Genomic DNA, 22,836 nt, shown 5'->3' on the forward strand with positions numbered 1-22,836 from the left:
TTCCTCAGCTCTGCGGGCGGGCGGCGGGACGCTCGACGACGCGGGCCCCGTCGGACAGCAGCTGGGCGCCCTCGATCACCACCTTGTCGCCGGCGGCGATCTCGGCCTTCAGCACGGCGCGGCCGCCGACCACCCGCTGCAGCGTCACGGCGCGGCGGCGGGCGCGGCTCTCGCCGTCGACGACATAGACGTAGCGGCTGTTGCCCGAGCCGGTCTGCACCGCCTGCACCGGCACGCTCAGCGCGTCCGGCTCGACGCGGGGCACCAGCACCACGTTGACATACTGGCCCGGCCACAGCGCGTTGTCCGGGTTGGCGAAGCGCGCCTTGATCTGGACGGTGCCCGAGGTGGTGTCGACCTGGCTGTCGAGGAACACCACGCTGCCCTGCACCGGCGGGTGACGGTCGCCCGGCGGATGCGCGGTGACGACGGGACGCCCGCCGCGCAGTGAGGCCTGCACCTCGGGCAGCCAGCGCTCCGGCACCGAGAACTGCACCTGGATCGGGTCGGTCTGGGTGATGGTGGCCAGCGGCGTGTTCTCGCCGGCGCGCACCAGATTGCCCTCGGTCAGCGGCAGGGCGCCGAGCCGCCCGGCGATCTCGGCGCGGATGCTGGCGAAGTCGAGCGTGAGGCGGGTCTGGCTGATCAGCGCCTCGCCGGCCCTGACCGTCGCCTCGGCGGCGGCGGCATCGGCCTGGGCCTGCTCGTAGCGCTGCGCGGCGGTGAAGCCCTCGCCGCGCAGCGAGGCGTAGCGGTTGGCGTCCGAGCGGGCCCGCACCGACTGGGCGCGGTCGCGCGCCAGCTGCGCCTCCTGCTGCGCCAGCAGCGCTTGGGTCATCCGCGAATCCAGGGTGAAGAGCAGCTGCCCGCGCTCGACCCGCTGGCCTTCCTCGACATGCTGCTTCTCGATCTGCCCGTCGACCCGGCTGCGCACCGAGACCGTCGCCTCGGCGACGACGTTCCCGTTGGTGGTGATCTCGAGCGGGACGGGACCGCGCTCGGCTCTGCTGACCACCACCGGCAGGGTAGGGGCGGGCGCCGGCGTGGCGCCGGGCCCGGGCGTTTGGGACGCCGGTGCCTGGGAGGTCGGCGTCTGGGCCTGCAGCGTGGCGCTGCCGGCGAGCATGGCGACGAGGCCGGCGCTGACCGCGCCCGCCAGCAGGGGGAAAAGCGAACGCGAGGGCATCATGACCCACGGCATTAAGCTGCCATGCCGTCAGCGCAAAGCGACGGATGCCTTCTGTTACATTAAATCATCAAAATGAGCGGCGCGGTGCCCTATCGCGATGGCGGGGCTGCCATTACGTGGAAGCATGGCGCAAATCCTGCGCAAGCCTGCCCGCAAACAAGAAAGCCGCGGATGGCAGGGCCCGGATGGACCCCGCTCCACGGCTGTCGAGTCGCTCTCGGGACCGGGCCGGCTTCCCCCAGGGCGTGCCTGGAGGCGGCCGACCGAGTCCCGGGCAGCTCTTTAGAAGCCCTCGCGCTCCAGGCGCTTGCGCTCGACCTTGCGGGCGCGGCGGACGGCCTCGGCGGCCTCGCGGGCGCGGCGCTCCGACGGCTTCTCGTAGTGGCGGCGCAGCTTCATCTCGCGGAAGACGCCTTCGCGCTGCAGCTTCTTCTTAAGGGCCTTGAGGGCCTGATCGATATTGTTGTCCCGAACGACGACCTGCACGCTGTGCGGTCTCCTCTATCTGAGCAAGGCCCGGCACCAGGTCCTGGCACAACGGGTGGTGTGAAAAACGAAAGCACGAAGCGCCGGTGCAAGCGCCGGTGCCTTCCTGCAAGGTGCGGCAGCCCTTAGCATGCCGGGCCGGCGGAATGAAAGCCCTTCCCGCGGGCGCGGCGGCCCCCAATCTAGGGCGATCGCCTCTCACGCTCGTCACGGAGGACGCCCGCATGGCCATCCTGAAAATCGCCCGCATGGGCCACCCGGTCCTGCTGCAGCGTGCGGCGCCCGTCGAGGATCCGCGCGCCCCCGAGATCCGCCGCCTGGTCGCCGACATGGCGGACACCATGCTGGACGCCCAGGGACTCGGGCTGGCGGCGCCGCAGGTGCATGTTCCGCTGCGGATCTTCGTCTGGCGCAACGGCGACAGCGTGGCCGCGCTGATCAATCCGGAGCTGGAGCTGCTCGGCCCGCCGGACCAGCGCGGCTGGGAGGGGTGCCTGTCGATCCCCGGGCTGCGCGGCAATGTCGAGCGCGCCCAGCGCGTCGCCTTCCGCGGCATCGACATCGATGGCGACTCCGTCGAGGGCGAGGCCGAGGGCATGCTGGCCCGCGTCATGCAGCATGAATACGACCATCTGGACGGCATCCTCTATCCGAGTCGGATGACCGACCACGCGCTGTTCGGCTTCACCGAGGAGCTGGCCCGCGCCGCCGCCGCCCAGCATGCGCCCTCCCACGTCCCGGCCCAGCCGGTGGCGAAGGAGCCCGCCCGATGAGCCAGGGCGCCTGTCCGGGCGCGGGGCTCGAGCGCAGCGCCGGGCGCGACGCCGCCCTCCGCGCCATGCTGCCCGAGGTGCCGCGGCTGGGCTGGAGCCTGGCCGCCCTGCGCGCCGGCCTGGCCGCCGGGGGGCGCGATCCCGCCGACGCCGCCTGGCTGTTCCCGGACGGTCCGGCCGGCATGGTCGAGGCCTGGTGCGACCTCGCCGACCGCGACATGGCCGCCGCCGCGGCGGGGCAGGGGCTCGAGGATCTGCGCATCCCCGGCCGCATCCGCGCGCTCGTCGCGCTGCGGCTGGAGCAGGCGGCGCCGCATCGCGCGGCGCTGCGCCGCGCCCTGGCCCTGCTGGCGCTGCCCTGGAATCTGGGCATCGCCACCCGCGCCACCGCCCGCACCGCCGATGCCATGTGGATCGCCGCCGGCGACGCCTCCACCGACCTGTCCTTCCACACGCGGCGGATGACGCTGGCCGGGATCTATGCGGGCACGCTGGCCTTCTGGCTGCGCTCCGGCGACATGGCGGCCAGCATGGGCTTCCTCGACCGGCGGCTGGCCGGCCTCGCCCGGCTGCAGAAGCGCCGCCCGAAGGCCGGCAGCGCGCGATCAGCCGCCTAGGGCGGGGTGCCTGCGGCAGGGCGCAGGCAGTCCGCCCTGGCTTTGCCCGATCGCGCGATCGAGGCTTCTCGGCGAGCCCGCTTCAGGCCGTCAGGCGCCGGACACGGCGTTCCTGCACGCTTTGCGCTTGCAAGCAGGGGCGAGTCGCGGCACAGGCCGCCCCTTGCTGCAAGGATCTCCCGCGTGACCGAGACCCCCACCGCGCCGCTGGTCGGCATCATCATGGGCAGCCGTTCCGACTGGGAGACCATGCGGCACGCGGCGGAGACCCTGGAAAAGCTGGGCATCCCGCACGAGACCCGGGTGGTCTCGGCGCATCGCACGCCGCAACGGCTCTATGATTATGCCCATGCCGCCGCCGGGCGCGGCCTGCGCGCCATCATCGCCGGCGCCGGGGGGGCGGCCCATCTGCCCGGCATGGCCGCCGCCATGACCCGCCTGCCGATCCTCGGCGTCCCGGTCGAAAGCCATGCGCTGAAGGGCATGGATTCGCTGCTCTCCATCGTGCAGATGCCGGCCGGCATCCCGGTCGGCACCCTGGCCATCGGCCGCGCCGGCTCGGTCAATGCCGCGCTGCTGGCCGCCGCCATGCTGGCCACCACCGATGACGCGCTGGCCCGGCGGCTCGACGAGTACCGCGCCGCGCAGACCGCCTCGGTCGCGGAGGAGCCGGCATGAGCCAGGCGCCGCTCCCCCCCAACGCCACCATCGGCATCCTGGGCGGCGGGCAGCTCGGCCGCATGTCGGCGCTGGCCGCCGCCGAGCTCGGCTATCGCTGCCACATCTATGCGCCCGACGCCGATTCGCCCGGCATGCAGGTGGCCGCCGCCAGCACTGTCGCCGATTACGAGGATGTCGCGGCGCTGCAGGCCTTTGCCGCCGCCGTCGACGTGGTGACCTTCGAATTCGAGAACGTCCCCGCCCGCACCCTGGAGATTCTCTCCCCTCTGGTGCCCTGCCGGCCGGGGAAGACGGCGCTGGCCGTCTGCCAGGACCGCCTGCTGGAAAAAGAGTTCCTGGAGAAGGCGGGCGTGCCCGTCGCTCCCTGGCGCGCGGTCCACAGCCTGGCGGAGCTCGAATCGGCCGTCGCCGGGATCGGCCTGCCGGCGGTGCTGAAGACCACCCGGCTGGGCTATGACGGCCGCGGTCAGGCGGTGCTGCGCGAGGCCGCCGACCTGGCCCCCGCCTTTGCCCGCCTCGATCCCAAGCCCTTGATCCTCGAGGCTTTCGTTCCCTTCACCCAGGAGCTGTCGGCGGTCGCCGCCCGCGGTCTGGACGGCACGACGGCCGTCTACGACGCGGTCGAGAACCACCATCACCACCACATCCTGGACCTGTCCTTCGCCCCGGCGCGCGTGCCCCCTGGTGCCGGCGAGGCTGCCCGCCGTCACGCCGGCCGCGTCGCCGAGGCGCTGGAGCTGGTGGGGGTGCTGGCCGTCGAGTTCTTCCTGCTGCCGGACGGCGCGCTGCTGGGCAACGAGATCGCGCCGCGGCCGCATAATTCCGGCCACTGGACGATGGATGCCTGCCTGGCCAGCCAGTTCCACCAGCATATCCGCGCCGTCGCCGGCCTGCCGCTGGGCAGCCCCGAGCGGCATTCCGACGCGGTGATGCGCAACCTGGTCGGCCCTGAGGGCATGGCAAAGCTGCCGGCGTTGCAGGGCGACCACAGCGTGGCCGTGCATCTCTACGGCAAAGCGGCGGCGCGGCCGGGCCGGAAGATGGGGCACGCCAATCGGGTGCTCCCGCTCAACAGCCTGAAAGATCAGGATAATTCTAAGCTGCTCGCGGGGCTGTGACCAAAATGCCCATGGGTCCTGTGGCGCGAAAGACACAGGTCGTGGGAAAGGTGGCACAGCCTACTGCACCGCGCCGCAAGGAGTGCTACTTCAGGGTTCACGCGGCGTCGTGACTCGGGGGGGATCTTCGTGGATGCGCGCTGCGAGCATGCCTTTGGTGGATCGAGGAGAATTCTAATGAGCCTCAAGAAGGCGCTTCTGGCCGCGACGGTTCTGTCGCTGCCGCTCGCGGCTCAGGCGCAGCCGATCACTGGCGTCTATCTCGGCGCCGGCGCTGGCTACAACTACCTGCAGGACGCGGACATCACGTCCTCGGGTTCGACCGCTGCGATGCAGACGGCCCGCGGCGCGACCAACAAGATCGAAGCCGAGTTCGAGCACGGCTTCGGTGGCGTTCTGAGCATCGGTTACGGCTTCGGCAACGGCCTGCGCGCCGAGGTCGAGGGCAACTACCGCCAGAACGACGTGGACACCCTGTCGTCGCGCGGCACCCTGCCGGGCATCGGCGGCACCGTCCGCACCTATGGCGCGATGGTCAACGCCCTGTACGACTTCAACCTGGGCCTCCCGGTTGTTCCGTACATCGGCGCGGGCGTCGGCTATGTGTGGCACGACTACGACGTCGTCCGCAGCCGCGGCGCTGGCGCCTCGCGCGTGACGATCGATGGTGACGACGGCCAGTTCGCCTTCCAGGGCATCGCCGGCGCCGCCTTCCCGATCGCCGCCGTTCCGGGCCTGGCGATCACCGCCGAGTACCGCTTCCTGGGTTCGCTGGACCCGGAGTTCACCGCGGTCTCGCGTAACGCTGCTGGCGTGACCACGGCCCGCACCAAGGTCGACTCCGAGAACTACAACCACTCGGTGTTCCTGGGCCTGCGTTATGCCTTCAACGCCCCGGTCCCGCCGGCGCCGATCCCGGTGGCCGCCCCGGCTCCGGCCGCTGCCCCGGCTCCGGCCCGCACCTACCTGGTGTTCTTCGACTTCGACCGCGCTGACCTGACGGACCGTGCCCGCCAGATCATCGCCGAGGCCGCGCAGAACTCCGGCCGCGTGCAGGCGACCCGCATCGAAGTGGCCGGCCATGCCGACCGCGCCGGTTCGCCGCAGTACAACCAGCGCCTGTCGCAGCGTCGCGCCGACGCCGTGGCCGCCGAGCTGGTCCGCCTGGGCGTCGCCCGTTCGGCCATCACGGTCCAGGCCTTCGGCGAGAGCCGTCCGCTGGTCCCGACCGCCGACGGCGTGCGCGAGCCGCAGAACCGCCGCGTCGAAATCGTCCTGCGCTAATCCGCAGGCCGGTTTCCCGGCAAAGAGAAAGGGCGCCCCTCGGGGCGCCCTTTTTTTGTCTGGCTGCCGCCGTCGGTGGAAAGGGTGGCCGAACGGACCGGCCTTGCCCTGGCGGGGAGGCGGGACGCAAAAAGGGCCGCCCCCTCGCAGGGGCGGCCCTTTCTTGTCAGCTGGAGACGATCAGCGCGTCGCGACCTGGGTCGGCGCGGCCGGGGTGCTGCGGCGCGGCGCGGCTGCGCTGCGGATCGCCGGGGCCGGGCAGATCTGCGCCTCATAGGGGTTGGTCACCTGCTGCGACACCGACAGCGCGGCCAACTCCGTCATCCCCGGCTGCGACAGCGCCTGCTGGAACAAGGGCGCCACGTTCTGACAGAAAAACGAACCCTGGCGGATGCCTTCCTGGCTCTGCGCATTGGCCAGGCTGGTGATGTAGATGTCGAGCTGGCGCTGGCCGTTGCCCCCATGCACCCGGCGAAAATGCCCGGCCACCGAACGATAGGCGGTGCCCAGCTCCTTCTGGTAGCGCGTCACGAAGGCATTGTACTGGTCGTGCCGGTCGCAGCTGAGCGCCGCCACCATCAGCTGGCTCTGCAGCGCGCGCACGTCCATCGCCGTCTTCTCGGCCGACTGCAGGCAGCTCTGCGCCGCGGCGGGCAGGGCGAGCGCCACGCCCGCGGCCAGGGCGAACCCCGCCAGACGCTGGTTGATCCGAGCCATGCGGCGAAACCCCCGATTCCCTGAGCCGGCTTGGCCCGTTGCGAATCTACATCAAGGGCCGAGGGTTACGGAAGCGTGATCGAAATGATGATTTGGCAATCTCTTGCGGGATGTCGCGCAGATCGTGGCTGAGCCCCGGCCTGGCTTTCAGCCCTGGCCGCGAATCGCCGACTGCAGCGCGGCAAGGCTGGCCAGGAAATCCTCCAGCGCCATGGCCTCTGCCGGATTATGGGAACCGTGCTCGTTGCGGACGAAGACCATGGCCGCCGGGACGCCGCGGCGCAGGAACTCGGCCGCGTCATGCCCGGCGCCTGAGGCCACCGGCTGCACCCCGGGCAGGGCGGCTTCCAGCGCCGCGCGGCCGCCGGCATCCAGCACCACCGGCGCCGCGGTCACCGGCGCGCCCAGATCGAAGGTCACGCCGCGCCGCGCCCCGATCTCGGCGCAGCGCCGCGGCAGCAGGGAAGAAAGGCCAGCCAGGGTCTCCTGCTGCGTGCTGCGCAGGTCGAGGCTGAAGCGCACCGCATCGGGGATCCGGGTCGGCGCCGCGCTCGCCGGATCGACCAGCAGCTGTCCGGCGGTCAGCACCAGGTCGGCGCCGTCCTGCAGGCTGCGGGCCCAGAGCGTGTCGAGCTCGTGCAGCAGCTCGGCCACGGCCAGCACCGGGTCGCGCCGCAGATGCCTGGGCACCGCGCCGGAATGCCCGGCCTCGCCCAGGCAGCGCGCGGCGGGGAAGCGCAGATGCCCGCGCACCGCCGAGACCGGAGCGGCCGGCAGGGCGCGGTCGACCAGCACCGGGCCCTGCTCGATATGCAGCTCCCAGAAGAAGCTGGTGCGGGCGATCTCGGGCGCGGGGGCGCCGCAGCCGGCGGCGGCGGGATCGGCGCCCTGCTCGGCGATGTGCCAGGCGAGCGTCTGGCCCGAGTCCCGGCGCGGGATGGCGAGCTCGGCCGCCGAGAGCGCGCCGAAGGCCGCGCGCAGCCCGACATGCGGCGCACCGAACCAGGGCGATTCCTCGCCGCGCAGCGCGACGGCGCGCAGCGCCCGGCCTTCGCGCATCGCCTGGCGGACGCAGAGGAAGCCGGCCACCACGCCCGCGGCGCCGTCGAAATTGCCGCCCTGCGGCACCGAATCCATGTGGCTGCCACAGGCCGGGGCAGGGGCGTCGCCCAGCCCGGGCGGCTGCATCCAGAGATTGCCGGCGGCATCCCACCAGCTTTCCAGCCCCTGCTCGCCGGCGATGGCGGCCAGGGCCTGCAGGCAGGCGGTCTCGGCCGCGCCATAGGCGGGGCGGGTGACGCCGTCCCCATCCGCCGACAGCCGGCGGAACAGCGCGAGCAGATGCGAGGCCAGGGCAGCGTCGGAATCGGGGACCAGCATGGAATCCATCAAACCGGAAAAATCCATTTTGATGGACTGTTCGGGCAAGTCAATGCTGTGCCGCGCCGCGCCGGCCCTTCAGACGGCCAGGAGCTGCCGCAGCCGGGCCGCCGCCCGCTCGCCCTTCAGCGCCCCGTCCCAGAGGCGCCGGGCCAGGCCGGCATAGAGCGCGACCGTCGCCGGCTCGGCCGAGAGGGTGGCGATGCCATCGGTGACATTGGGGTATTCGCCGAGGCGGAAGGGGCTGACCGCCACCCGCTCGGTCCCGCCGCCCAGCAGCACCTCGAAGGTCTGGCTGGGGGGCACGGCTTCCAGCAGGCCGATCTGCACGCCGATCGCGGGCGCTTCCAGCCGCGCGGCGATGGCGGCGACCTCCTCGCGGGCCCAGCCGCGTCGCTCCGCCAGGATCTGGGCCGCAAGCCCGTCGCGGCCGACCAGCCCGGTCTGCAGCAGCTGCGCCAGCCGGGGCAGGGCGACCAGCGCCGTCAGCGGCCGCGCGCGGCCGGCCTGCTGGGCACGGCGCGCCTCCAGCACGGCCAGCGCCCGGGCGCCGGCCCCGGCATCGCCGCCGGGGGCCTCCGCCAGCATCTGCCGCAGCCGGTCGGGATAGGCGGGGGAGGCCAGGAGAATGGAGATCGGGTCGAAGCAGGCGAGGATCTGGTCGGCCTCGGCCTCGGCCTGGCGCATCCGCTCGAAGAAGCCGGCCGCGGAGGCGAAATGCTCGACCTCGATGCCGATCAGCGCCGCCAGCGAGACGCCGAGCAGCGCCGCCGCCCGCTCCAGCAGGTCGAGCCGCGGGATGCCGTCCTTCTCATAGGTGTAGAGCGCCGCGCGCGAGACGCCGAGGCGGGCCGCCACCACGTCGGGGGCCAGTCCCGTCCCCAGCCGCCAGGCGCGCAGCCGGGCGCCGATCTGCCGCATATCCAGCGCCATGTCGCCGCCGCCGCTTATCGTGATGGAGAGCCGTTCAGGCGATGATGTCGGGCACCAGCCGGCTTTCCAGCCAGGTGATCTCGTCCTTCAGCTTCAGCTTGCGCTTCTTCAGGCGCTGCACCTGCAGCTGATCGGGCAGCGACAGGGCCAGGGTGGCGATCACGGTGTCCAGATCGCGGTGTTCGCTGCGGAGCTCGTGCAGGCGACGGAGCAGGCTGTCACGGTCGGCCAGGATGGGCCTCATCGGTTGATCGGTTTGAGTCGCATCTGGGCGCAGAAAGGCCATATCATGTCCTGGCGTGGTCGCACAGCACGGTCTGACCATCAGCCCCGCTTCCTGTCGCGGTCTGGTTTGCGGCGCGGAAGATGGGGATTTCTGGCAGAGGGCTGGCGGCCCGTCCCGGGGGACGGCCCGGACCGGCTCACCCTGCCGCCAGGCGGGCGAAGGCTGGCTTCTCCGTCCCTCCGGTCGTTTCAACCGCTGGAGGATCGTGTGCCGATGACGCAGCAGCCTCGCCTGCTCAGCCTGCAGGAACGCCATGCCACTCTCGAACGGCAGATCGCCGCCGAGGGCAGCCGGCCGCAGCCGGACGCCCTGTCGCTGGGCCGACTGAAACGCGCCAAGCTGCGACTCAAGGAAGAAATGCAAAGGCTGCGCCCCGCGCGGTAAGCACCGGCAGACGGCCCCTTCACGAGGGGTTTTTCACGGGGTCCGGGAGGCCCCGCATCACCGGGAAAGGCGCGGGACTTCCTTCACGGGAGGTCCCGGGCCACCCGGGCGAGATTCCCGCCCATCCCGATGAACAGCGGATGCGCAACGGTTGCAGGCACTAGGTGCGGCGCCGCGACGGGACTATAACCCCGGCTTCCCTTTTTGCTTGGAGCTTGATGGACGGCATGGACGCCACCGATATCACGCGCGTGCAGACCTATCTGCGGCGTCTCTTCGGCACGGACCGCATCAACCTGATCCGCCCGGCCCGCCCGGGCCTGTCGGTCGAGGTCGCGGTCGAGGACGAGGTGGTCGGCACGCTGCACCGCGATGCCGAGGATGGCGAGGTTTCCTACGCCCTGCACCTGACGATCCTCGAGGAGGATCTGCCGCCGCCGCCGAAGAAGCCGGCCGCGCCGCCGCGCCGTTGACCGCCAGGGCTGCCGTGCCGGCGCGGTGACGCGGGGCGCGGCAGCCGTCCCGAGGCGCGCGGTCGGCGCCGGGCATGAAAAAGGGGGCACGCGGCGCGTGCCCCCTTTTTTGGCGTGACCCCGGCTGGAACCGGAAATCAGGCGATCTCGTCGTCCTCGGCCGGGGCGAGCGGGGCGGAGGGATTGCCGCCCGAGGCCAGGATGGCCGCATTCAGGTCGGACTGGCTGCACAGGCCCAGGATCACCGGGTCGCGCGGCTTGATGTTGGCGCTGTTCCAATGGGTGCGGTCGCGCACCTTGGCGATGGTGTCCTTGGTGGTGCCCAGCAGCTTGCCGATCTGCGCCTCGGTCAGCTGCGGGAAGTTGCGCAGCAGGAAGGCGATGCCGTCCGGCCGGTCGTTGCGCTTGGAGACGGGGGTGTAGCGGGCGCCCTTGCCGCGCGCCTTCGGCACCGGGGACGCCGTCTCCATCAGCCGCAGCCGGGCGTTCGGATCGCCCTCGCAGCGCAGGATCTCCTCGCGCCGCAGCTGGCTGTTCTGCACCGGATCATAGCCGACGATCCCCTGCGCGACCTCGCCATCGGCGATCGCCTGCACTTCCAGCGGATGCATGCCGACGAAATCGGCGATCTGCTCGAAGCTGAGGGACGTCTTCTCGATGAGCCACACAGCGGTGGCCTTGGGCATCAGCGGCAGGGTCATCGGAAACCTTACGAGTCGGTCGGGCTGGCGCGGGGACAGCCCCGGATCGCACTGCATATAGAGAGGGGGAGGTATGGGGTCAAAGTCCTAGCGTCGCGGCGGCCCGGCCGCCAGCGCATCGCCGCATCCTTGGCGGCGCGGCATGGCAGGCCATATCGTTCCGCAGGGCTACCTCACAGGAGAGCGGCATGGCGACGCGGCGACTGGCCACGGTGTTCGGCGGCACCGGCTTCATCGGGCAGCATATCGTGTCGCGCCTGGCGCGGCTGGACTACGAGGTGCGCGTGGTCACCCGCCATGCCGAGGCGGTCCGCCCGCTGATGACCCAGGGCAATGTCGGCCAGGTGGTGGCCTTCCGCGCCAGCCTGTCCGACGACGCGGCGCTGGCGCGCGCGGTCGAGGGCGCCGGCCTGGTGGTCAACGCCATCGGCATCCTGGCGGAACCCCGCTCCGGCGACTTCCAGCGGCTGCAGGGCGAGCTGCCCGGCCGCATCGGCCGCGCTGCGGCGGCGGCGGGGGTGCCGAAGCTGGTGCATCTCTCGGCGATCGGCGCCGATCCGGCGAGCGCCAGCGGCTATGCCCGCAGCAAGGCCGCCGGCGAGGCCGGGCTGCAGGCCGCCTTTCCGCGCGCCATCATCCTGCGCCCCTCGGTGGTCTTCGGCCCGGAGGACCATTTCTTCAACCGCTTCGCCGGCATGGCACAGCTGCTGCCCTTCATGCCCGTGGTCAGCGGCGCCACCCGCTTCCAGCCGGTCTTCGTCGGTGACGTCGCCGCCGCCGCCCTGGCCGCCGCCCGCCGCGCCAGCGCCGAGGGCCAGGTCTTCGAGCTGGGCGGCCCGCGGGTCGCCAGCTTCCGCGAGCTGATGGGCTATGTCCTGGAGGTCACCGGCCGGCCGAAGCGGCTGGTCGAGCTGCCGCCCGGGCTGGTGCGGCTGCAGGCCCGGCTGGGCGAGTTCCTGCCGAACCCGCCGCTGACCCGCGACCAGTTGATCCTGCTGCAGAAGGACAATGTGGTGTCTCCCGGGGCGAAGGGCTTCGCCGAGCTCGGCATTGCGCCGCAGGCGATGGAGGCGGTGGTGCCGTCCTACCTGACCCGCTTCCGTCCCGGCGGCGGCCGCCGCGCCGCCTATCCTGCCTAAAAGTCCGGATCGGGCCTTTCTTGCCGGAAATATCGGGTGAGGCCCGCATGACCGCAAATGCCCGGGGGAAACAAGGACAGAAAGACTGTCCTTATGGCGTAAATAGGACTCGCAACCCCCGGGTGACTGTGGCAAAGCTGCGCGCAACGGGGTGCAAGCCTTGCCCGGCTCCGCATGGCCGCGCGACGGCCGCCCCTCAGACGCCTTTGTTGAGAAAAGCCTTCCTGCCCGAAGGAACCTGCCCGATGGCCGAACGCATGCTGCAATTCGTGCGCTTGACGCAACAGACGCCCGACAAGCGCACCGCCAGCGAGCGCCGGGCCGATTTCGGCGAGATCTACCAGCGTTTCAGCGCCGAGCGCGCCACCGAGCAGGCCAGCCGCTGCAGCCAGTGCGGCGTGCCCTTCTGCTCGATCCATTGCCCGCTGAACAACAACATCCCGGACTGGCTGAAGCTGACCGCCGAAGGCCGGCTGGAAGAGGCCTATGAGGTCTCCTCGGCAACCAACACCTTCCCCGAGATCTGCGGCCGCGTCTGCCCGCAGGACCGGCTCTGCGAAGGCAACTGCGTCATCGAGAAAGGCTTTGACAGCGTCACCATCGGCGCGGTCGAGAAGTATATCACGGATACCGCCTGGGAGCAGGGCTGGGTCAAGCCGCCCAAGCCGCGGCGCGAGGTCGAGCATTCGGTCGGCATCATCGGCGCCGGCCCCGCCGGCCTGGCGGCGGCCGAGCGGCTGCGGCTGCGCGGCTGGAAGGTCACGGTCTATGACCGCTACGACCGCGTCGGCGGGCTGATGATCTACGGCATCCCGAACTTCAAGCTGGAGAAGGAGGTCGTCCTCCGCCGCCACGCGCAATATGCCGAGGCGGGCATCGAGTTCGTCCTCAACTGCCGCGTCGGCATCGATATCTCCATGGCCGATCTGCGGGCGAAGCATGACGCGGTGCTGGTGGCGACCGGCGTCTACAAGGCGCGCGACATCGGCGGGCCGGGCGCCAACCTGGCCGGCATCGTGCCGGCGCTGGACTATCTGACCGCCTCCAACCGCGAGAACCTGGGCGACCAGGTGCCGGAGTTCATCGACGGCACGCTGAACGCCGCCGGCAAGAAGGTCGTGGTCATCGGCGGCGGCGACACCGCCATGGACTGCGTCCGCACCGCCATCCGGCAGGGCGCCGAGGCGGTCACCTGCCTCTATCGCCGCGACAAGGCCAACATGCCCGGCTCGATGCGCGAGGTGGCGAATGCCGAGGAGGAGGGCGTGACCTTCTCCTGGCTCTCCGCGCCCGAAGGGTTTGAAGGGGAGGGCCATGTCACCGGCGTCCGCGCGGTGAAGATGCATCTCGGCCTGCCCGACGCCACCGGCCGCCAGCAGGTCGAGCCGATCCCGGGCAGCGGCTTCACCGAGCCGGCCGATCTGGTGATCAAGGCGCTGGGCTTCGACCCCGAGGACCTGCCCAGCCTGTTCGGCGAGCCGGGGCTGACCGTCAGCCGCTGGGGCACGCTGACCATCGACCGCCGCAGCATGATGACCAGGCTGGAGGGCGTCTTCGCCGCCGGCGACATCGTCCGCGGCGCCTCGCTGGTGGTCTGGGGCATCCGCGACGGCCGCGACGCCGCCGACCAGATCGAGGCCTATGTGCTGGCCAAGAAGGCCGCCCCGGCCATGGCGGCCGAGTGATGCGCGCGCTCGTCCCCGGCCTCGCCCTGCTCCTCGCCGCCGCGCCCGCCTTCGCGCAGTCGGGCCCGTCGCAGTTCCAGGCGCCGGGCGCCACGCCCGCGCCCCAGGCTGTGCCGGCCCCGGCGCCCGCCCCGGCAGCGCCCCCGGCCGGCGACCGCGCCGAGGCGCTGGCCGCCGCGAGGGAACTGATCGAGGCGAGCGGCTCGCAGGCCCAGGCCGAGGCCGGCATCCATGGCAGCATGGCGCAGATGGCGCAGATCGTGGCGCAGCAGAGCGGCCAGCCGGTGGCCCGCGTCACCGAGATCTTCGAGGGCATCCTGCTGCCCGAGTTCCGCGCCCGGCTGCCGGAGCTGCTCGACGCCATGGCCGCCTCCTGGGCCAGCCATCTGAGCGCCGCCGACCTGCGCGAGCTCACCGCCTTCTACCGCTCGCCGCTGGGCGGCCGGCTGAAGGTGGCGACCCAGGCGGTCACCCAGGAAAGCCTGGCCTTCGGCGCGCAATGGGGCCAGCGCATCGGCCTCGAGGCGCTGACCAAGCATCGCGAGGCGCTGCGCGCCCGCGGGTTGAAGATCTGAACCGAACACGACGCCGTCCCGGGCTCCCCTGTCCCGGCCGCGAATCCAGAGGGATCGCACCATGAGCAACCTGCCCCTGAACGTGCCGGCCGAGAGCGGTGCTGCCTTCGCCGAGCGTTTCCGCCGCAACGCCGATCTGCTGAACAGCGCCGCCCATGTCGACACCATGGAGCATGACGCCTGCGGCGTCGGCATGATCGCGGCGCTCGACGGCCGCCCGCGGCGCGACGTGGTGCAGGCCGGCATCGACGCGCTGAAGGCGGTCTGGCACCGCGGCGCGGTCGATGCCGACGGCAAGACCGGCGATGGCGCCGGCATCCATATCGAGATCCCGCAGGACTTCTTCGCGGAAGTCGTCGAGCGCGGCGGCGACCGGCTGCGCCCGGGCCGCATCGCGGTCGGCCAGGTCTTCCTGCCGAAGACCGATCTGAGCGCGCAGGAACGCTGCCGCCAGATCGTCGAGACCGAGATCCTCAACGCCGGCTACAGCATCTATGGCTGGCGGCAGGTGCCGATCGACGTCGCCTGCATCGGCGAGAAGGCCAATGCGACGCGGCCCGAGATCGAGCAGATCCTGATCTTCGACCCCGAGCAGCGCGACCCGGCGACGATGGAGCGCGACCTCTACGTCATCCGCCGCCGCATCGAGAAGCAGGCCATCGCCGCGCAGGTGCCGGAGCTCTATCTCTGCAGCCTGTCGACGCGCTCGATCGTCTACAAGGGCATGTTCCTGGCGGAGAACCTGACCGACTTCTACCCCGACCTGCTCGACGAGCGTTTTGTTAGTCGCTTCGCCATTTATCATCAGCGCTACTCCACGAACACGTTTCCCACGTGGAGGTTGGCCCAGCCGTTCCGGATGCTCGCGCATAACGGCGAGATCAACACCGTCCACGGCAACATCAACTGGATGAAGAGCCACGAGACGCGGCTCGCCCATGACCTGCTCGATCCCTTCATGGAGGACATCAAGCCCGTCGTGCAGGCCGGCGGCTCCGACACCGCGACGCTGGACAACGTCTTCGAGCTGCTGGTGCGCGGCGGCCGCGACGCGCCGATGGCCAAGGCCATGCTGATCCCGGAGAGCATCGGCAGCAACGCCACCATGCCCCAGGCGCATCGCGACCTGTTCATGTACTGCAACGCGGTGATGGAGCCCTGGGACGGGCCGGCCGCGGTCTGCGCCACCGATGGCCGCTGGTGCATCGCCGGCCTCGACCGCAACGGGCTGCGCCCGATCCGCTACAATGTCACCGCCGACAAGCTGCTGATCGTCGGCTCCGAGACCGGCATGGTGAAGCTGGCCGAGGGCGACATCGTTGCCAAGGGCCGCGTCGGCCCCGGCCAGTGCATCGCCGTCGACCTGGAGGCGCAGCGCTTCTATGGCGACACCGAGCTCAAGGACGTGCTCGCCGCGCGGCATCCCTTCGGCGACTGGGTCAACCGCACCACCAAGATCGACAGCATCGTCCGCGCCGAGGTGGACGAGACGCCGGTGCTGTCGACCGAGGCGCTGCGCCGCCGCCAGCTGGCGCTCGGCGTGACGCTGGAGGATCTCGAGACCATCCTGCACCCGATGGCCGAGGACGGCGCCGAGGCGGTGGGCAGCATGGGCGACGACACGCCGATCGCGGTGCTCTCGGCGCAGTATCGCGGGCTGCACCATTTCTTCCGCCAGAGCTTCGCCCAGGTCACCAACCCGCCGATCGACAGCCTGCGCGAGACGCGGGTGATGACCATCAAGACCCGTCTGGGCAATCTGGGGAACATCCTCGACGAGGATCCGACCCAGTGCGACATGCTGCAGCTGGAGAGCCCGGTGCTCTCCAATGCGGAATTCGCCGCCATGCAGGAATACATGGGCAGCACCGCCTGCACGGTCGACGCCACCTTCCCGGTCGCCGAGGGCGAGCCCGGCCTGCGCCGCGCGCTGGAGCGGATCCGTCGCGAGGCGGAGGAGGGGGTGCGCTCCGGCTGCGCCCATGTCGTGCTGACCGACGAGGCGCATGACAGCGCGCGCGCCGCCATCCCGATGATCCTGGCGGTCGGCGCCGTGCACACCCACCTGGTGCGGCACTCCTTGCGCACCTTCACCAGCCTGAACGTCCGCTCTGGCGAATGCATGGACGTGCATTATTTCGCCGTGCTGATCGGCGCCGGCGCCACCACGGTGAACGCCTATCTGGCGCAGGAGAGCATCGCCGACCGGCACCGCCGCGGCCTCTTCGGCGAGGATTCGCTGCGCGACTGCGTGGCGCATTACCGCAAGGCGGTCGACAAGGGCCTGCTGAAGGTCATGTCGAAGATCGGCATCTCGGTGCTGTCCTCCTATCGCGGCGGCATGAACTTCGAGGCGATCGGCCTGTCGCGGGCGCTGGTGGCGGAATTCTTCCCCGGCACCCAGTCGCGCATTTCCGGCATCGGCCTCTCCGGCATCGCGCGGCGCGTGCTCAGCATGCACCGCAAGGCCTGGGACGGCGACACGGTGATGCTGCCGGTCGGCGGCCTCTACAAGCTGCGCCGCAAGGGCGAGGCGCATGCCTTCGACGGCAGCCTGATCCACCTGCTGCAGAACGCGGTGGAGAGCGACAGCTACCAGACCTTCAAGCGCTATTCCGAGGCGGTGCGCAAGCTGCCCCCCGTGGCGCTGCGCGACCTGCTCGACTTCCGCGCCGAGACCGCCCGCCCGATCGCCATCGAGGAGGTCGAGAGCATCACCGAGATCCGCAAGCGCCTGATCGCGCCCGGCATCTCGCTCGGCGCCCTCAGCCCCGAGGCGCATGAGACGCTGTCCATCGCCATGAACCGCATCGGCGCGCGTTCCGACAGCGGCGAGGGCGGCGAGGACCCTGAGCGCGCCAAGCCGCGCGCCAATGGCGACAACGCGAACTCGGCGATCAAGCAGATCTCCTCCGGCCGCTTCGGCGTCACCGCGGAATACCTGAACAACTGCCGCGAGATCGAGATCAAGGTGGCCCAGGGCGCCAAGCCCGGCGAGGGCGGCCAGCTGCCCGGCTTCAAGGTCAGCGGCATCATCGCGCGGCTCCGCCACTCGACGCCGGGCGTCACCCTGATCTCGCCGCCGCCGCACCACGACATCTATTCGATCGAGGATCTGGCGCAGCTCATCTACGACCTGAAGCAGATCAACCCCGAGGCCTCGGTCTGCGTGAAGCTGGTGGCGCGCTCCGGCATCGGCACCATCGCCGCCGGTGTCGCCAAGGCCAAGGCCGATGCCATCCTGGTCTCCGGCCATTCGGGCGGCACCGGCGCCTCGCCGGTCAGCTCGATCAAGTATGCCGGCCTGCCCTGGGAGATGGGGCTGTCCGAGGCGCACCAGGTGCTGCTGCTGAACCGGCTGCGCCACCGGGTGAAGCTGCGCACCGATGGCGGGCTGAAGACCGGCCGCGACGTGGTCATCGCCGCCATGCTGGGCGCCGAGGAATTCGGCATCGGCACGGCCTCGCTCGTCGCCATGGGCTGCATCATGGTGCGGCAGTGCCACAGCAACACCTGCCCGGTCGGCGTCTGCACCCAGGACGAGGAGCTGCGGAAGAAGTTCGAGGGCAGCCCCGAGAAGGTCATCAACCTCTTCTCCTTCATCGCTGAGGAAATCCGCGAGATCCTGGCCAGCCTCGGCTTCCGCAAGCTGGAAGAGGTGATCGGCCGCACCGAATACCTGAAGCAGGTCAGCCGCGGCGCCGAGGATCTCGACGACCTCGACCTCAACCCGCTGCTGGTCCAGGCCGATGCCGGGCCCTTCCCGCGCTACTGCACGCTGGAAGGCCGCAACGAGGTGCCGGAGACGCTGGACGCCGACATGATCCGGGACGCCGCGGCGCTCTTCGAGCGGGGCGAGAAGATGCAACTCGCCTACAACATCCGGAACACCCACCGCGCCATCGGCACCAAGATCAGCAGCAAGATCGTCCGCAAGTTCGGCATGACCGGTCTGCAGCCCGGCCATCTGACCGTGCGGCTGCGCGGCTCGGCCGGCCAGTCGCTCGGCGCCTTCGCGGTGCGGGGCCTCAAGCTGGAAGTGCTCGGCGACGCCAACGACTATGTCGGCAAGGGCCTGTCGGGTGGCAGCATCGTCGTCCGCCCGGCGCCCTCCTCGCCGCTGGTCTGGAACGAGAACGCCATCGTCGGCAACACCTGCCTCTATGGCGCGACGGCGGGCGAGTTCTTCGCCGCCGGCCAGGCCGGCGAGCGCTTCGCCGTGCGCAACTCTGGCGCCACCGCGGTGATCGAGGGCGTCGGCGCCAATGGCTGCGAATACATGACCGGCGGCACGGTGGTGATCCTCGGCGCGGTCGGCGACAATTTCGGCGCCGGCTTCACCGGCGGCCAGGCCTTCATCCATGACCGCGACGCCACCTTCGAGCACCGGCTGAACCCGGACACGCTGCTGTGGAAGCGCCTCTCCTCCAACCATTGGGAGGGCGTGCTGCAGGGTCTCATCGGCCGCCACGCCGCCGAGACCGGGTCGCGCCACGCCGCCCGCCTGCTGAACGACTGGGCCTCGGAGCGCGGCCACTTCTGGCACGTGGTGCCGAAGGAATACGCCAAGTACCTGCCCCACCCCATGGAGCAGGTCGCCATCGCCGCCGAGTAGTTCTTTCGGTTCGACCGGTCCTCGATGGGACCGGTCGCCACCGGAGCAGCCGCGTCAAACAGCCCGGCTAACGCCTTAAAAATGTTAAGCCTGGGAAACTTGGCGTGATGCTCGGCTAGGCGCTCAGGGACGGGCATGCGATAAGCGCGACCCCTGACCTTGCTGCGGCGTTGTGCATGAGAATCCTCTACCACCAGCCTCTTTGCCCTTATTCGCGCAAGGTTCGCCTTGTCCTCAGTGAGAAACGCATCCCCTTCGAGGTGCGGATCGAAAGGGTCTGGGAGCGGCGGGAGGAGTTCATGGAAATGAACCCCAGCGGCACCGTCCCCGTGCTGGTGGAAGAGAACGGCCTGATCCTGGCCGACAGCTACGCCATCTGCGAATACCTCGACGAGGCCTATCCCGACCTGCCCCTGATGGGACGGACGCTGGGTGAGCGCGCCGAGGTCCGCCGCCTGGTCGCCTGGTTCGACGGCAAGTTCGCCCGCGAGGTCACCGACAACCTCCTCGTCGAGAAGCAGTGGAAGCGCCTGATGGGCCGCGGCAGCGCCGACGCCGCCTCGCTGCGCGCCGGCTACGCCAACCTGAAGCCGCATCTGGACTACCTCGGCTGGCTGGCCGAAACCCGCCTGTGGCTGGCCGGCAATTCCCTGTCCATGGCCGACCTGGCCGCTGCCGCGCACCTGTCGGCCCTCGACTACATCGGTGACCTCGACTGGTCCCTGAACGACGCCGCCAAGGACTGGTACGCCCGGGTGAAGTCCCGCCCGGCTTTCCGCCCGCTGCTCGCCGACCGCGTCAGCGGGGTGAACCCGCCGCCGCATTACGCGGATCTGGATTTTTAAGGGTTTTCAGAGAAGGCAGGGGCAGGCCAGGGGAATGAATTCCCCTGGACCCCTTCTTTTTTCTGTCAGTGCTGCCGCGCGGCTTTGGCCAGGCGGGACACCACACTGAACCGCAGCGCGACCTGTCAGGGCGCGCTTTTTTTATGAAAACGGCGTCCCGCCGCGATGCCCTGGCGACGGTGCCGATGAGGCGCAGGTCCCACCACGGCCGGTGATCAGAAAAAAGAAGGGGGTCCGGGGGAATTCATTCCCCCGACCTGCCCGATGCTTCTCTCAAGGCACCAACCCTTCCTTCAACCCATGAACGTGGTCGCAGATCGCCCCCGCGGTCGTCAGCCACACCGTGTCCCGCTGGGCGGCGATGTGTTGCAGGGCTTCGCGCAGGGCGCGCAGGCGGTAGGGCTGCCCGACGATATAGGGGTGGAGGGCGATGCCCATCACCTGGGGGCGGTTGTCGCGCACCTGGCGTCGGCGCTCCTCGAAGTCGTTCAGGATCATGTTGGCGAATTGCTGGGCGCTGTCCTTGCGCGCGCCGATCGAGGGGATGTCGTTAATTTCCTGCGGGTAGGGGATCGAGAGCAGGCGTCCGGCCTTGGTCTTCAGCCAGGTCGGCTGGTCGTCGTGGCACCAGTTGAGGGTGTAGCGGTAGCCGGCCTCGACCAGCAGTTCGGGGGTGGAGAGGGTCTCGGCGATCCAGGGGGACAGCCAGCCGGCGGGGGGCTTGCCCTCGGCCTCGGCGATGGCGGCGGTGGCTTCGGCGATCAGGGTGCGTTCTTCCGCCTCGCTCATCAGCGACTGGCGCTCGCTGTTGGTCCGGCCGTGGCCGGCGATCTCGTCGCCGCGGGCGCGGTGGGCGGCGACCAGGCTGGGGGCGTAGTCATACATGGCGCTGTTCAGCAGCACGGTGGCGGGCAGCTTCAGCTCGTCCAGCATTTCCAGCATGCGCCAGGCGCCCACCCGGTTGCCATAGTCCCGCCAGGCGTAGTTCAGCACGTCCGGCTGCGGCCCGCCCGGGGCCAGCGACATGCCGAGGCCTTCGCCGAAGGCGAAATGCTCAAGATTGATGCCGAGATAGACCGCCAGCTTCTTCCCCGCCGGCCAGCCATAGGCCGCCCGGGAAGGCCAGGGGTGGTAGTCGTAGCGGCCATGGGTCGGCAGCATCGGCGGTCTCCTCGAGGTATCCGGTGCGGCGGCGAAGCAAGCGCCGGACCAGCCTGAAGCAAGCTTGTTGCTGCGCGGTTCCCGCGGCGCCAGAAACCCGCTAGAAGCCGCTGCATGTCCAAGCCCCCGCCGGCCGAGGCGGCGTCGGCGCGCGCCCTGCTCTCCGCCACCGCCCGTCAGGGCCGGTCGCGGCTGGCGCGCCCCATCCTGCTCGGCCTTGCCTCGATCGCCTGCGGCCTGGCCCAGGCCTGGTTCATCGCCCATCTGCTGGCGGCGCTGCTCGGCCATGGCTCGGCCGGCTGGAGCGAGTTCTTCGCCGCCGCCAGCCTGGCGCTGCTGTCCATCGCGCTCGGCGTCGCGCAGGAGCGGGCCCAGGCCGCCGCCGGCGCCGCGGCGCGGGCCGATCTGCGCCGCCGCGCCTTCGACCGGCTGCTGGAAGCGGGCCCGGCGGATGACCGCCCGGTCGGCGAGCGCTCTGGCCTGGTGGTCGACCGCATCGAGGCGCTGGACGGCTATTTCTCCCGCTGGCTGCCGGCGGCGGTGCTCGCCGCGGCGGGGCCGCTGCTGATCGCCTGCGTCGTCGCCTTTGAGGACCCGCTGAGCGGCCTGATCCTCTTCGTCGCCGGTGCCATGGTGCCGGTCGGCATGGCGGTGACCGGCATCGGCGCGGCGCTGGCCAGCCGGCAGCAGTTCGATGCGCTGCAGGCGCTGTCGGGCCGCTTCCTCGACCGGATGCGCGGCCTGCCGCAGCTGGTGCTGTTCCGCCGCCAGGAGGCCGAGGCCCAGGCGCTGGGCCAGGCCGCCGACGAGCTGCGCCGCCGCACCATGAAGGTGCTGCGGGTGGCCTTCCTGTCCGGCCTGACGCTGGAGGTGATCGCCGCCGCGGTGCTGGGCTGCCTCGCCTGGCGCCACGGCAACCTGCTGGTCGGCGGCCATCCCGACCCGGCGGCGGCTCTCTTCTGCCTGTTGATGGTGCCGGGCTTCTTCGCGCCGCTGCGGGCCTTCTCGGCCGCCTATCACGAGCGCATGGCAGCCAACGGCGCCGCCGCCGCCCTGGCTCCGCTGCTGGCCGCGCCCGACTCGGAGCCCGGGCTGCAGCTCGCAGAGATCCCGCCGACGGTGGTGGTGACCTTCGAGCAGGTGGGCCTGACCTATGACCCCGCCCGCGGCCCGGCCCTGACCGACCTTTCTTTCAGAGTCATGCCGGGGGAAGCCCTGGTGCTGGCAGGCCCGTCCGGCTCGGGCAAGTCGTCGGTGCTGCGGCTGCTGATGGGCTTCTGCAGGCCGGATGGCGGCCGCATCGCGCTGAACGGCCGCGACGCGACCGCGCTGCGCCCCGAGGAGCTGCGCCGCCTGTCTTCCTATGTCGGCCAGAAGGCGCATCTGTTCCGCGACAGCATCCGCGCCAACATCGCCATGGCGCGGCCCGAGGCCAGCGAGGCCGAGATCGAGGCGGCGGCCCGCGCAGCCCATGTCACCGATTTCGCGTCCAGCCTGCCGGAGGGCCTCGACACCATGATTGGCGAGGGCGGCCTCGGCCTGTCCGGCGGCCAGGCGCAGCGGGTGGCCATCGCCCGCGCCTTCCTGCGCAACCGCCCGCTGGTGCTGCTGGACGAGCCCACCGCGCATCTCGACCCGGCGACCGAGGGCGAGCTGCTGGACAGCCTGCGCCGCCTCTGCGCCGGGCGCACCGCCATCATCGCCACCCATTCCTCCGCGCTGCGCGCCCGCTTCGGCCGGGTGCTGGAGCTGGAGAAGGGCCGCGCCGGCCTGCCGCGGATGGCCGGGGAGTGA

The 22,836-nt window shown here is 70.8% G+C and carries 21 protein-coding genes; 13 read left to right on the top strand and 8 right to left on the bottom strand.

What is annotated here, in order from left to right; translation table 11 throughout:
* Positions 1–4 precede the first annotated feature (4 nt).
* Both BKE38_RS00635 and rpsU read right to left on the bottom strand, forming a co-directional pair.
* The gene (locus tag BKE38_RS00635) at positions 5–1,189 is read right to left on the bottom strand and encodes an efflux RND transporter periplasmic adaptor subunit (protein WP_076955440.1); all 1,185 of its coding nucleotides are present in this window, start codon (positions 1,187–1,189) and stop codon (positions 5–7) included.
* Between the two features lie 282 nt (positions 1,190–1,471).
* Positions 1,472–1,675: a 30S ribosomal protein S21 gene (gene rpsU / locus BKE38_RS00640; protein WP_007006360.1), complete on the bottom strand. Its 204-nt coding sequence runs from the start codon at positions 1,673–1,675 to the stop codon at positions 1,472–1,474.
* 224 nt (positions 1,676–1,899) lie between these two features.
* Between rpsU and def the strand changes: the two genes are divergently transcribed.
* The 5 genes from def to BKE38_RS00665 all read left to right on the top strand — a co-directional run bounded on the left by def (position 1,900) and on the right by BKE38_RS00665 (position 6,148).
* Positions 1,900–2,448, top strand: a complete 549-nt coding sequence (def, locus tag BKE38_RS00645; protein WP_076955441.1) for a peptide deformylase — start codon at positions 1,900–1,902, stop codon at positions 2,446–2,448.
* Positions 2,445–3,065, top strand: a complete 621-nt coding sequence (locus BKE38_RS00650; protein WP_076955442.1) for a COQ9 family protein — start codon at positions 2,445–2,447, stop codon at positions 3,063–3,065. The genes def and BKE38_RS00650 overlap by 4 nt, the downstream gene beginning before the upstream one ends.
* Before the next feature lie 222 nt (positions 3,066–3,287).
* Positions 3,288–3,743: a 5-(carboxyamino)imidazole ribonucleotide mutase gene (gene purE, locus BKE38_RS00655; RefSeq protein ID WP_076955515.1), complete on the top strand. Its 456-nt coding sequence runs from the start codon at positions 3,288–3,290 to the stop codon at positions 3,741–3,743.
* The gene (locus tag BKE38_RS00660) at positions 3,740–4,864 is read left to right on the top strand and encodes a 5-(carboxyamino)imidazole ribonucleotide synthase (RefSeq protein WP_076955443.1); all 1,125 of its coding nucleotides are present in this window, start codon (positions 3,740–3,742) and stop codon (positions 4,862–4,864) included. Before purE ends, BKE38_RS00660 begins: the two co-directional genes overlap by 4 nt.
* 177 nt (positions 4,865–5,041) lie before the next feature.
* Positions 5,042–6,148 carry an OmpA family protein gene (locus tag BKE38_RS00665; protein ID WP_076955444.1) on the top strand — a complete coding sequence of 369 codons (1,107 nt, stop codon included), beginning with the start codon at positions 5,042–5,044 and terminating at the stop codon, positions 6,146–6,148.
* Between the two features lie 180 nt (positions 6,149–6,328).
* Here BKE38_RS00665 and BKE38_RS00670 read toward each other — a convergent pair whose 3' ends face one another.
* The 4 genes from BKE38_RS00670 to BKE38_RS00685 all read right to left on the bottom strand — a co-directional run bounded on the left by BKE38_RS00670 (position 6,329) and on the right by BKE38_RS00685 (position 9,413).
* Positions 6,329–6,865, bottom strand: coding sequence for a hypothetical protein (locus BKE38_RS00670; RefSeq protein WP_076955445.1), 537 nt, complete (start codon positions 6,863–6,865; stop codon positions 6,329–6,331).
* 147 nt (positions 6,866–7,012) lie between these two features.
* Positions 7,013–8,254: a M20/M25/M40 family metallo-hydrolase gene (locus BKE38_RS00675; protein ID WP_076955446.1), complete on the bottom strand. Its 1,242-nt coding sequence runs from the start codon at positions 8,252–8,254 to the stop codon at positions 7,013–7,015.
* 69 nt (positions 8,255–8,323) lie between these two features.
* Positions 8,324–9,178, bottom strand: a complete 855-nt coding sequence (locus tag BKE38_RS00680) for a helix-turn-helix domain-containing protein (protein ID WP_076955447.1) — start codon at positions 9,176–9,178, stop codon at positions 8,324–8,326.
* 34 nt (positions 9,179–9,212) lie between these two features.
* Complete coding sequence (locus tag BKE38_RS00685; protein WP_076955516.1) at positions 9,213–9,413, bottom strand: YdcH family protein; 201 nt, start codon at positions 9,411–9,413, stop codon at positions 9,213–9,215.
* A gap of 264 nt (positions 9,414–9,677) precedes the next feature.
* Here BKE38_RS00685 and BKE38_RS00690 point away from each other — a divergent pair, with 264 nt between their 5' ends.
* Together BKE38_RS00690 and BKE38_RS00695 are read left to right on the top strand one after the other, a co-directional pair.
* Positions 9,678–9,848 (top strand): YdcH family protein, encoded by a 171-nt coding sequence (locus BKE38_RS00690; RefSeq protein ID WP_076955448.1) that lies wholly within the window; start codon positions 9,678–9,680, stop codon positions 9,846–9,848.
* 227 nt (positions 9,849–10,075) lie between these two features.
* The gene (locus tag BKE38_RS00695) at positions 10,076–10,321 is read left to right on the top strand and encodes a DUF3126 family protein (protein WP_207553451.1); all 246 of its coding nucleotides are present in this window, start codon (positions 10,076–10,078) and stop codon (positions 10,319–10,321) included.
* 137 nt (positions 10,322–10,458) lie between these two features.
* Here BKE38_RS00695 and BKE38_RS00700 read toward each other — a convergent pair whose 3' ends face one another.
* Positions 10,459–11,022 (bottom strand): DUF1013 domain-containing protein, encoded by a 564-nt coding sequence (locus BKE38_RS00700; protein ID WP_076955450.1) that lies wholly within the window; start codon positions 11,020–11,022, stop codon positions 10,459–10,461.
* A gap of 188 nt (positions 11,023–11,210) precedes the next feature.
* Here BKE38_RS00700 and BKE38_RS00705 point away from each other — a divergent pair, with 188 nt between their 5' ends.
* The 5 genes from BKE38_RS00705 (at position 11,211) to fzlA (ending at position 19,881) form a co-directional block, all read left to right on the top strand.
* Positions 11,211–12,161 carry a complex I NDUFA9 subunit family protein gene (locus BKE38_RS00705; RefSeq protein WP_076955451.1) on the top strand — a complete coding sequence of 317 codons (951 nt, stop codon included), beginning with the start codon at positions 11,211–11,213 and terminating at the stop codon, positions 12,159–12,161.
* A gap of 245 nt (positions 12,162–12,406) precedes the next feature.
* Positions 12,407–13,846, top strand: coding sequence for an NAD(P)-dependent oxidoreductase (locus BKE38_RS00710; RefSeq protein WP_076955452.1), 1,440 nt, complete (start codon positions 12,407–12,409; stop codon positions 13,844–13,846).
* Complete coding sequence (locus BKE38_RS00715; RefSeq protein WP_076955453.1) at positions 13,846–14,421, top strand: DUF2059 domain-containing protein; 576 nt, start codon at positions 13,846–13,848, stop codon at positions 14,419–14,421. The genes BKE38_RS00710 and BKE38_RS00715 overlap by 1 nt, the downstream gene beginning before the upstream one ends.
* 61 nt (positions 14,422–14,482) lie before the next feature.
* A complete protein-coding gene (gltB, locus tag BKE38_RS00720; protein WP_076955454.1) occupies positions 14,483–19,036 on the top strand; it encodes a glutamate synthase large subunit in 4,554 nt (1,517 codons plus the stop codon).
* 176 nt (positions 19,037–19,212) lie between these two features.
* Positions 19,213–19,881 carry an FtsZ-binding protein FzlA gene (gene fzlA, locus BKE38_RS00725; protein WP_076955455.1) on the top strand — a complete coding sequence of 223 codons (669 nt, stop codon included), beginning with the start codon at positions 19,213–19,215 and terminating at the stop codon, positions 19,879–19,881.
* 273 nt (positions 19,882–20,154) lie between these two features.
* On the opposite strand, the gene BKE38_RS00730 is transcribed toward fzlA, so the two are convergent.
* Positions 20,155–21,042, bottom strand: coding sequence for a polysaccharide deacetylase family protein (locus BKE38_RS00730; RefSeq protein ID WP_076955456.1), 888 nt, complete (start codon positions 21,040–21,042; stop codon positions 20,155–20,157).
* Between the two features lie 114 nt (positions 21,043–21,156).
* Between BKE38_RS00730 and cydD the strand changes: the two genes are divergently transcribed.
* Positions 21,157–22,836 carry a thiol reductant ABC exporter subunit CydD gene (gene cydD / locus BKE38_RS00735; protein WP_076955457.1) on the top strand — a complete coding sequence of 560 codons (1,680 nt, stop codon included), beginning with the start codon at positions 21,157–21,159 and terminating at the stop codon, positions 22,834–22,836.

Source organism: Teichococcus deserti, from assembly GCF_001982615.1.
GTDB lineage: Bacteria > Pseudomonadota > Alphaproteobacteria > Acetobacterales > Acetobacteraceae > Pseudoroseomonas > Pseudoroseomonas deserti.

What these genes read in the sequence shown, in the direction of transcription:
- BKE38_RS00635 (WP_076955440.1), bottom strand. Translation starts at nt 1,189, where the DNA reads ATGATGCCCTCGCGTTCGCTTTTCCCCCTGCTGGCGGGCGCGGTCAGC.
- def (WP_076955441.1), top strand. Translation starts at nt 1,900, where the DNA reads ATGGCCATCCTGAAAATCGCCCGCATGGGCCACCCGGTCCTGCTGCAG.
- BKE38_RS00650 (WP_076955442.1), top strand. Translation starts at nt 2,445, where the DNA reads ATGAGCCAGGGCGCCTGTCCGGGCGCGGGGCTCGAGCGCAGCGCCGGG.
- purE (WP_076955515.1), top strand. Translation starts at nt 3,288, where the DNA reads ATGGGCAGCCGTTCCGACTGGGAGACCATGCGGCACGCGGCGGAGACC.
- BKE38_RS00660 (WP_076955443.1), top strand. Translation starts at nt 3,740, where the DNA reads ATGAGCCAGGCGCCGCTCCCCCCCAACGCCACCATCGGCATCCTGGGC.
- BKE38_RS00665 (WP_076955444.1), top strand. Translation starts at nt 5,042, where the DNA reads ATGAGCCTCAAGAAGGCGCTTCTGGCCGCGACGGTTCTGTCGCTGCCG.
- BKE38_RS00670 (WP_076955445.1), bottom strand. Translation starts at nt 6,865, where the DNA reads ATGGCTCGGATCAACCAGCGTCTGGCGGGGTTCGCCCTGGCCGCGGGC.
- BKE38_RS00675 (WP_076955446.1), bottom strand. Translation starts at nt 8,254, where the DNA reads ATGGATTCCATGCTGGTCCCCGATTCCGACGCTGCCCTGGCCTCGCAT.
- BKE38_RS00680 (WP_076955447.1), bottom strand. Translation starts at nt 9,178, where the DNA reads ATGGCGCTGGATATGCGGCAGATCGGCGCCCGGCTGCGCGCCTGGCGG.
- BKE38_RS00690 (WP_076955448.1), top strand. Translation starts at nt 9,678, where the DNA reads ATGACGCAGCAGCCTCGCCTGCTCAGCCTGCAGGAACGCCATGCCACT.
- BKE38_RS00695 (WP_207553451.1), top strand. Translation starts at nt 10,076, where the DNA reads ATGGACGCCACCGATATCACGCGCGTGCAGACCTATCTGCGGCGTCTC.
- BKE38_RS00700 (WP_076955450.1), bottom strand. Translation starts at nt 11,022, where the DNA reads ATGACCCTGCCGCTGATGCCCAAGGCCACCGCTGTGTGGCTCATCGAG.
- BKE38_RS00705 (WP_076955451.1), top strand. Translation starts at nt 11,211, where the DNA reads ATGGCGACGCGGCGACTGGCCACGGTGTTCGGCGGCACCGGCTTCATC.
- BKE38_RS00710 (WP_076955452.1), top strand. Translation starts at nt 12,407, where the DNA reads ATGGCCGAACGCATGCTGCAATTCGTGCGCTTGACGCAACAGACGCCC.
- BKE38_RS00715 (WP_076955453.1), top strand. Translation starts at nt 13,846, where the DNA reads ATGCGCGCGCTCGTCCCCGGCCTCGCCCTGCTCCTCGCCGCCGCGCCC.
- gltB (WP_076955454.1), top strand. Translation starts at nt 14,483, where the DNA reads ATGAGCAACCTGCCCCTGAACGTGCCGGCCGAGAGCGGTGCTGCCTTC.
- fzlA (WP_076955455.1), top strand. Translation starts at nt 19,213, where the DNA reads ATGAGAATCCTCTACCACCAGCCTCTTTGCCCTTATTCGCGCAAGGTT.
- BKE38_RS00730 (WP_076955456.1), bottom strand. Translation starts at nt 21,042, where the DNA reads ATGCTGCCGACCCATGGCCGCTACGACTACCACCCCTGGCCTTCCCGG.
- cydD (WP_076955457.1), top strand. Translation starts at nt 21,157, where the DNA reads ATGTCCAAGCCCCCGCCGGCCGAGGCGGCGTCGGCGCGCGCCCTGCTC.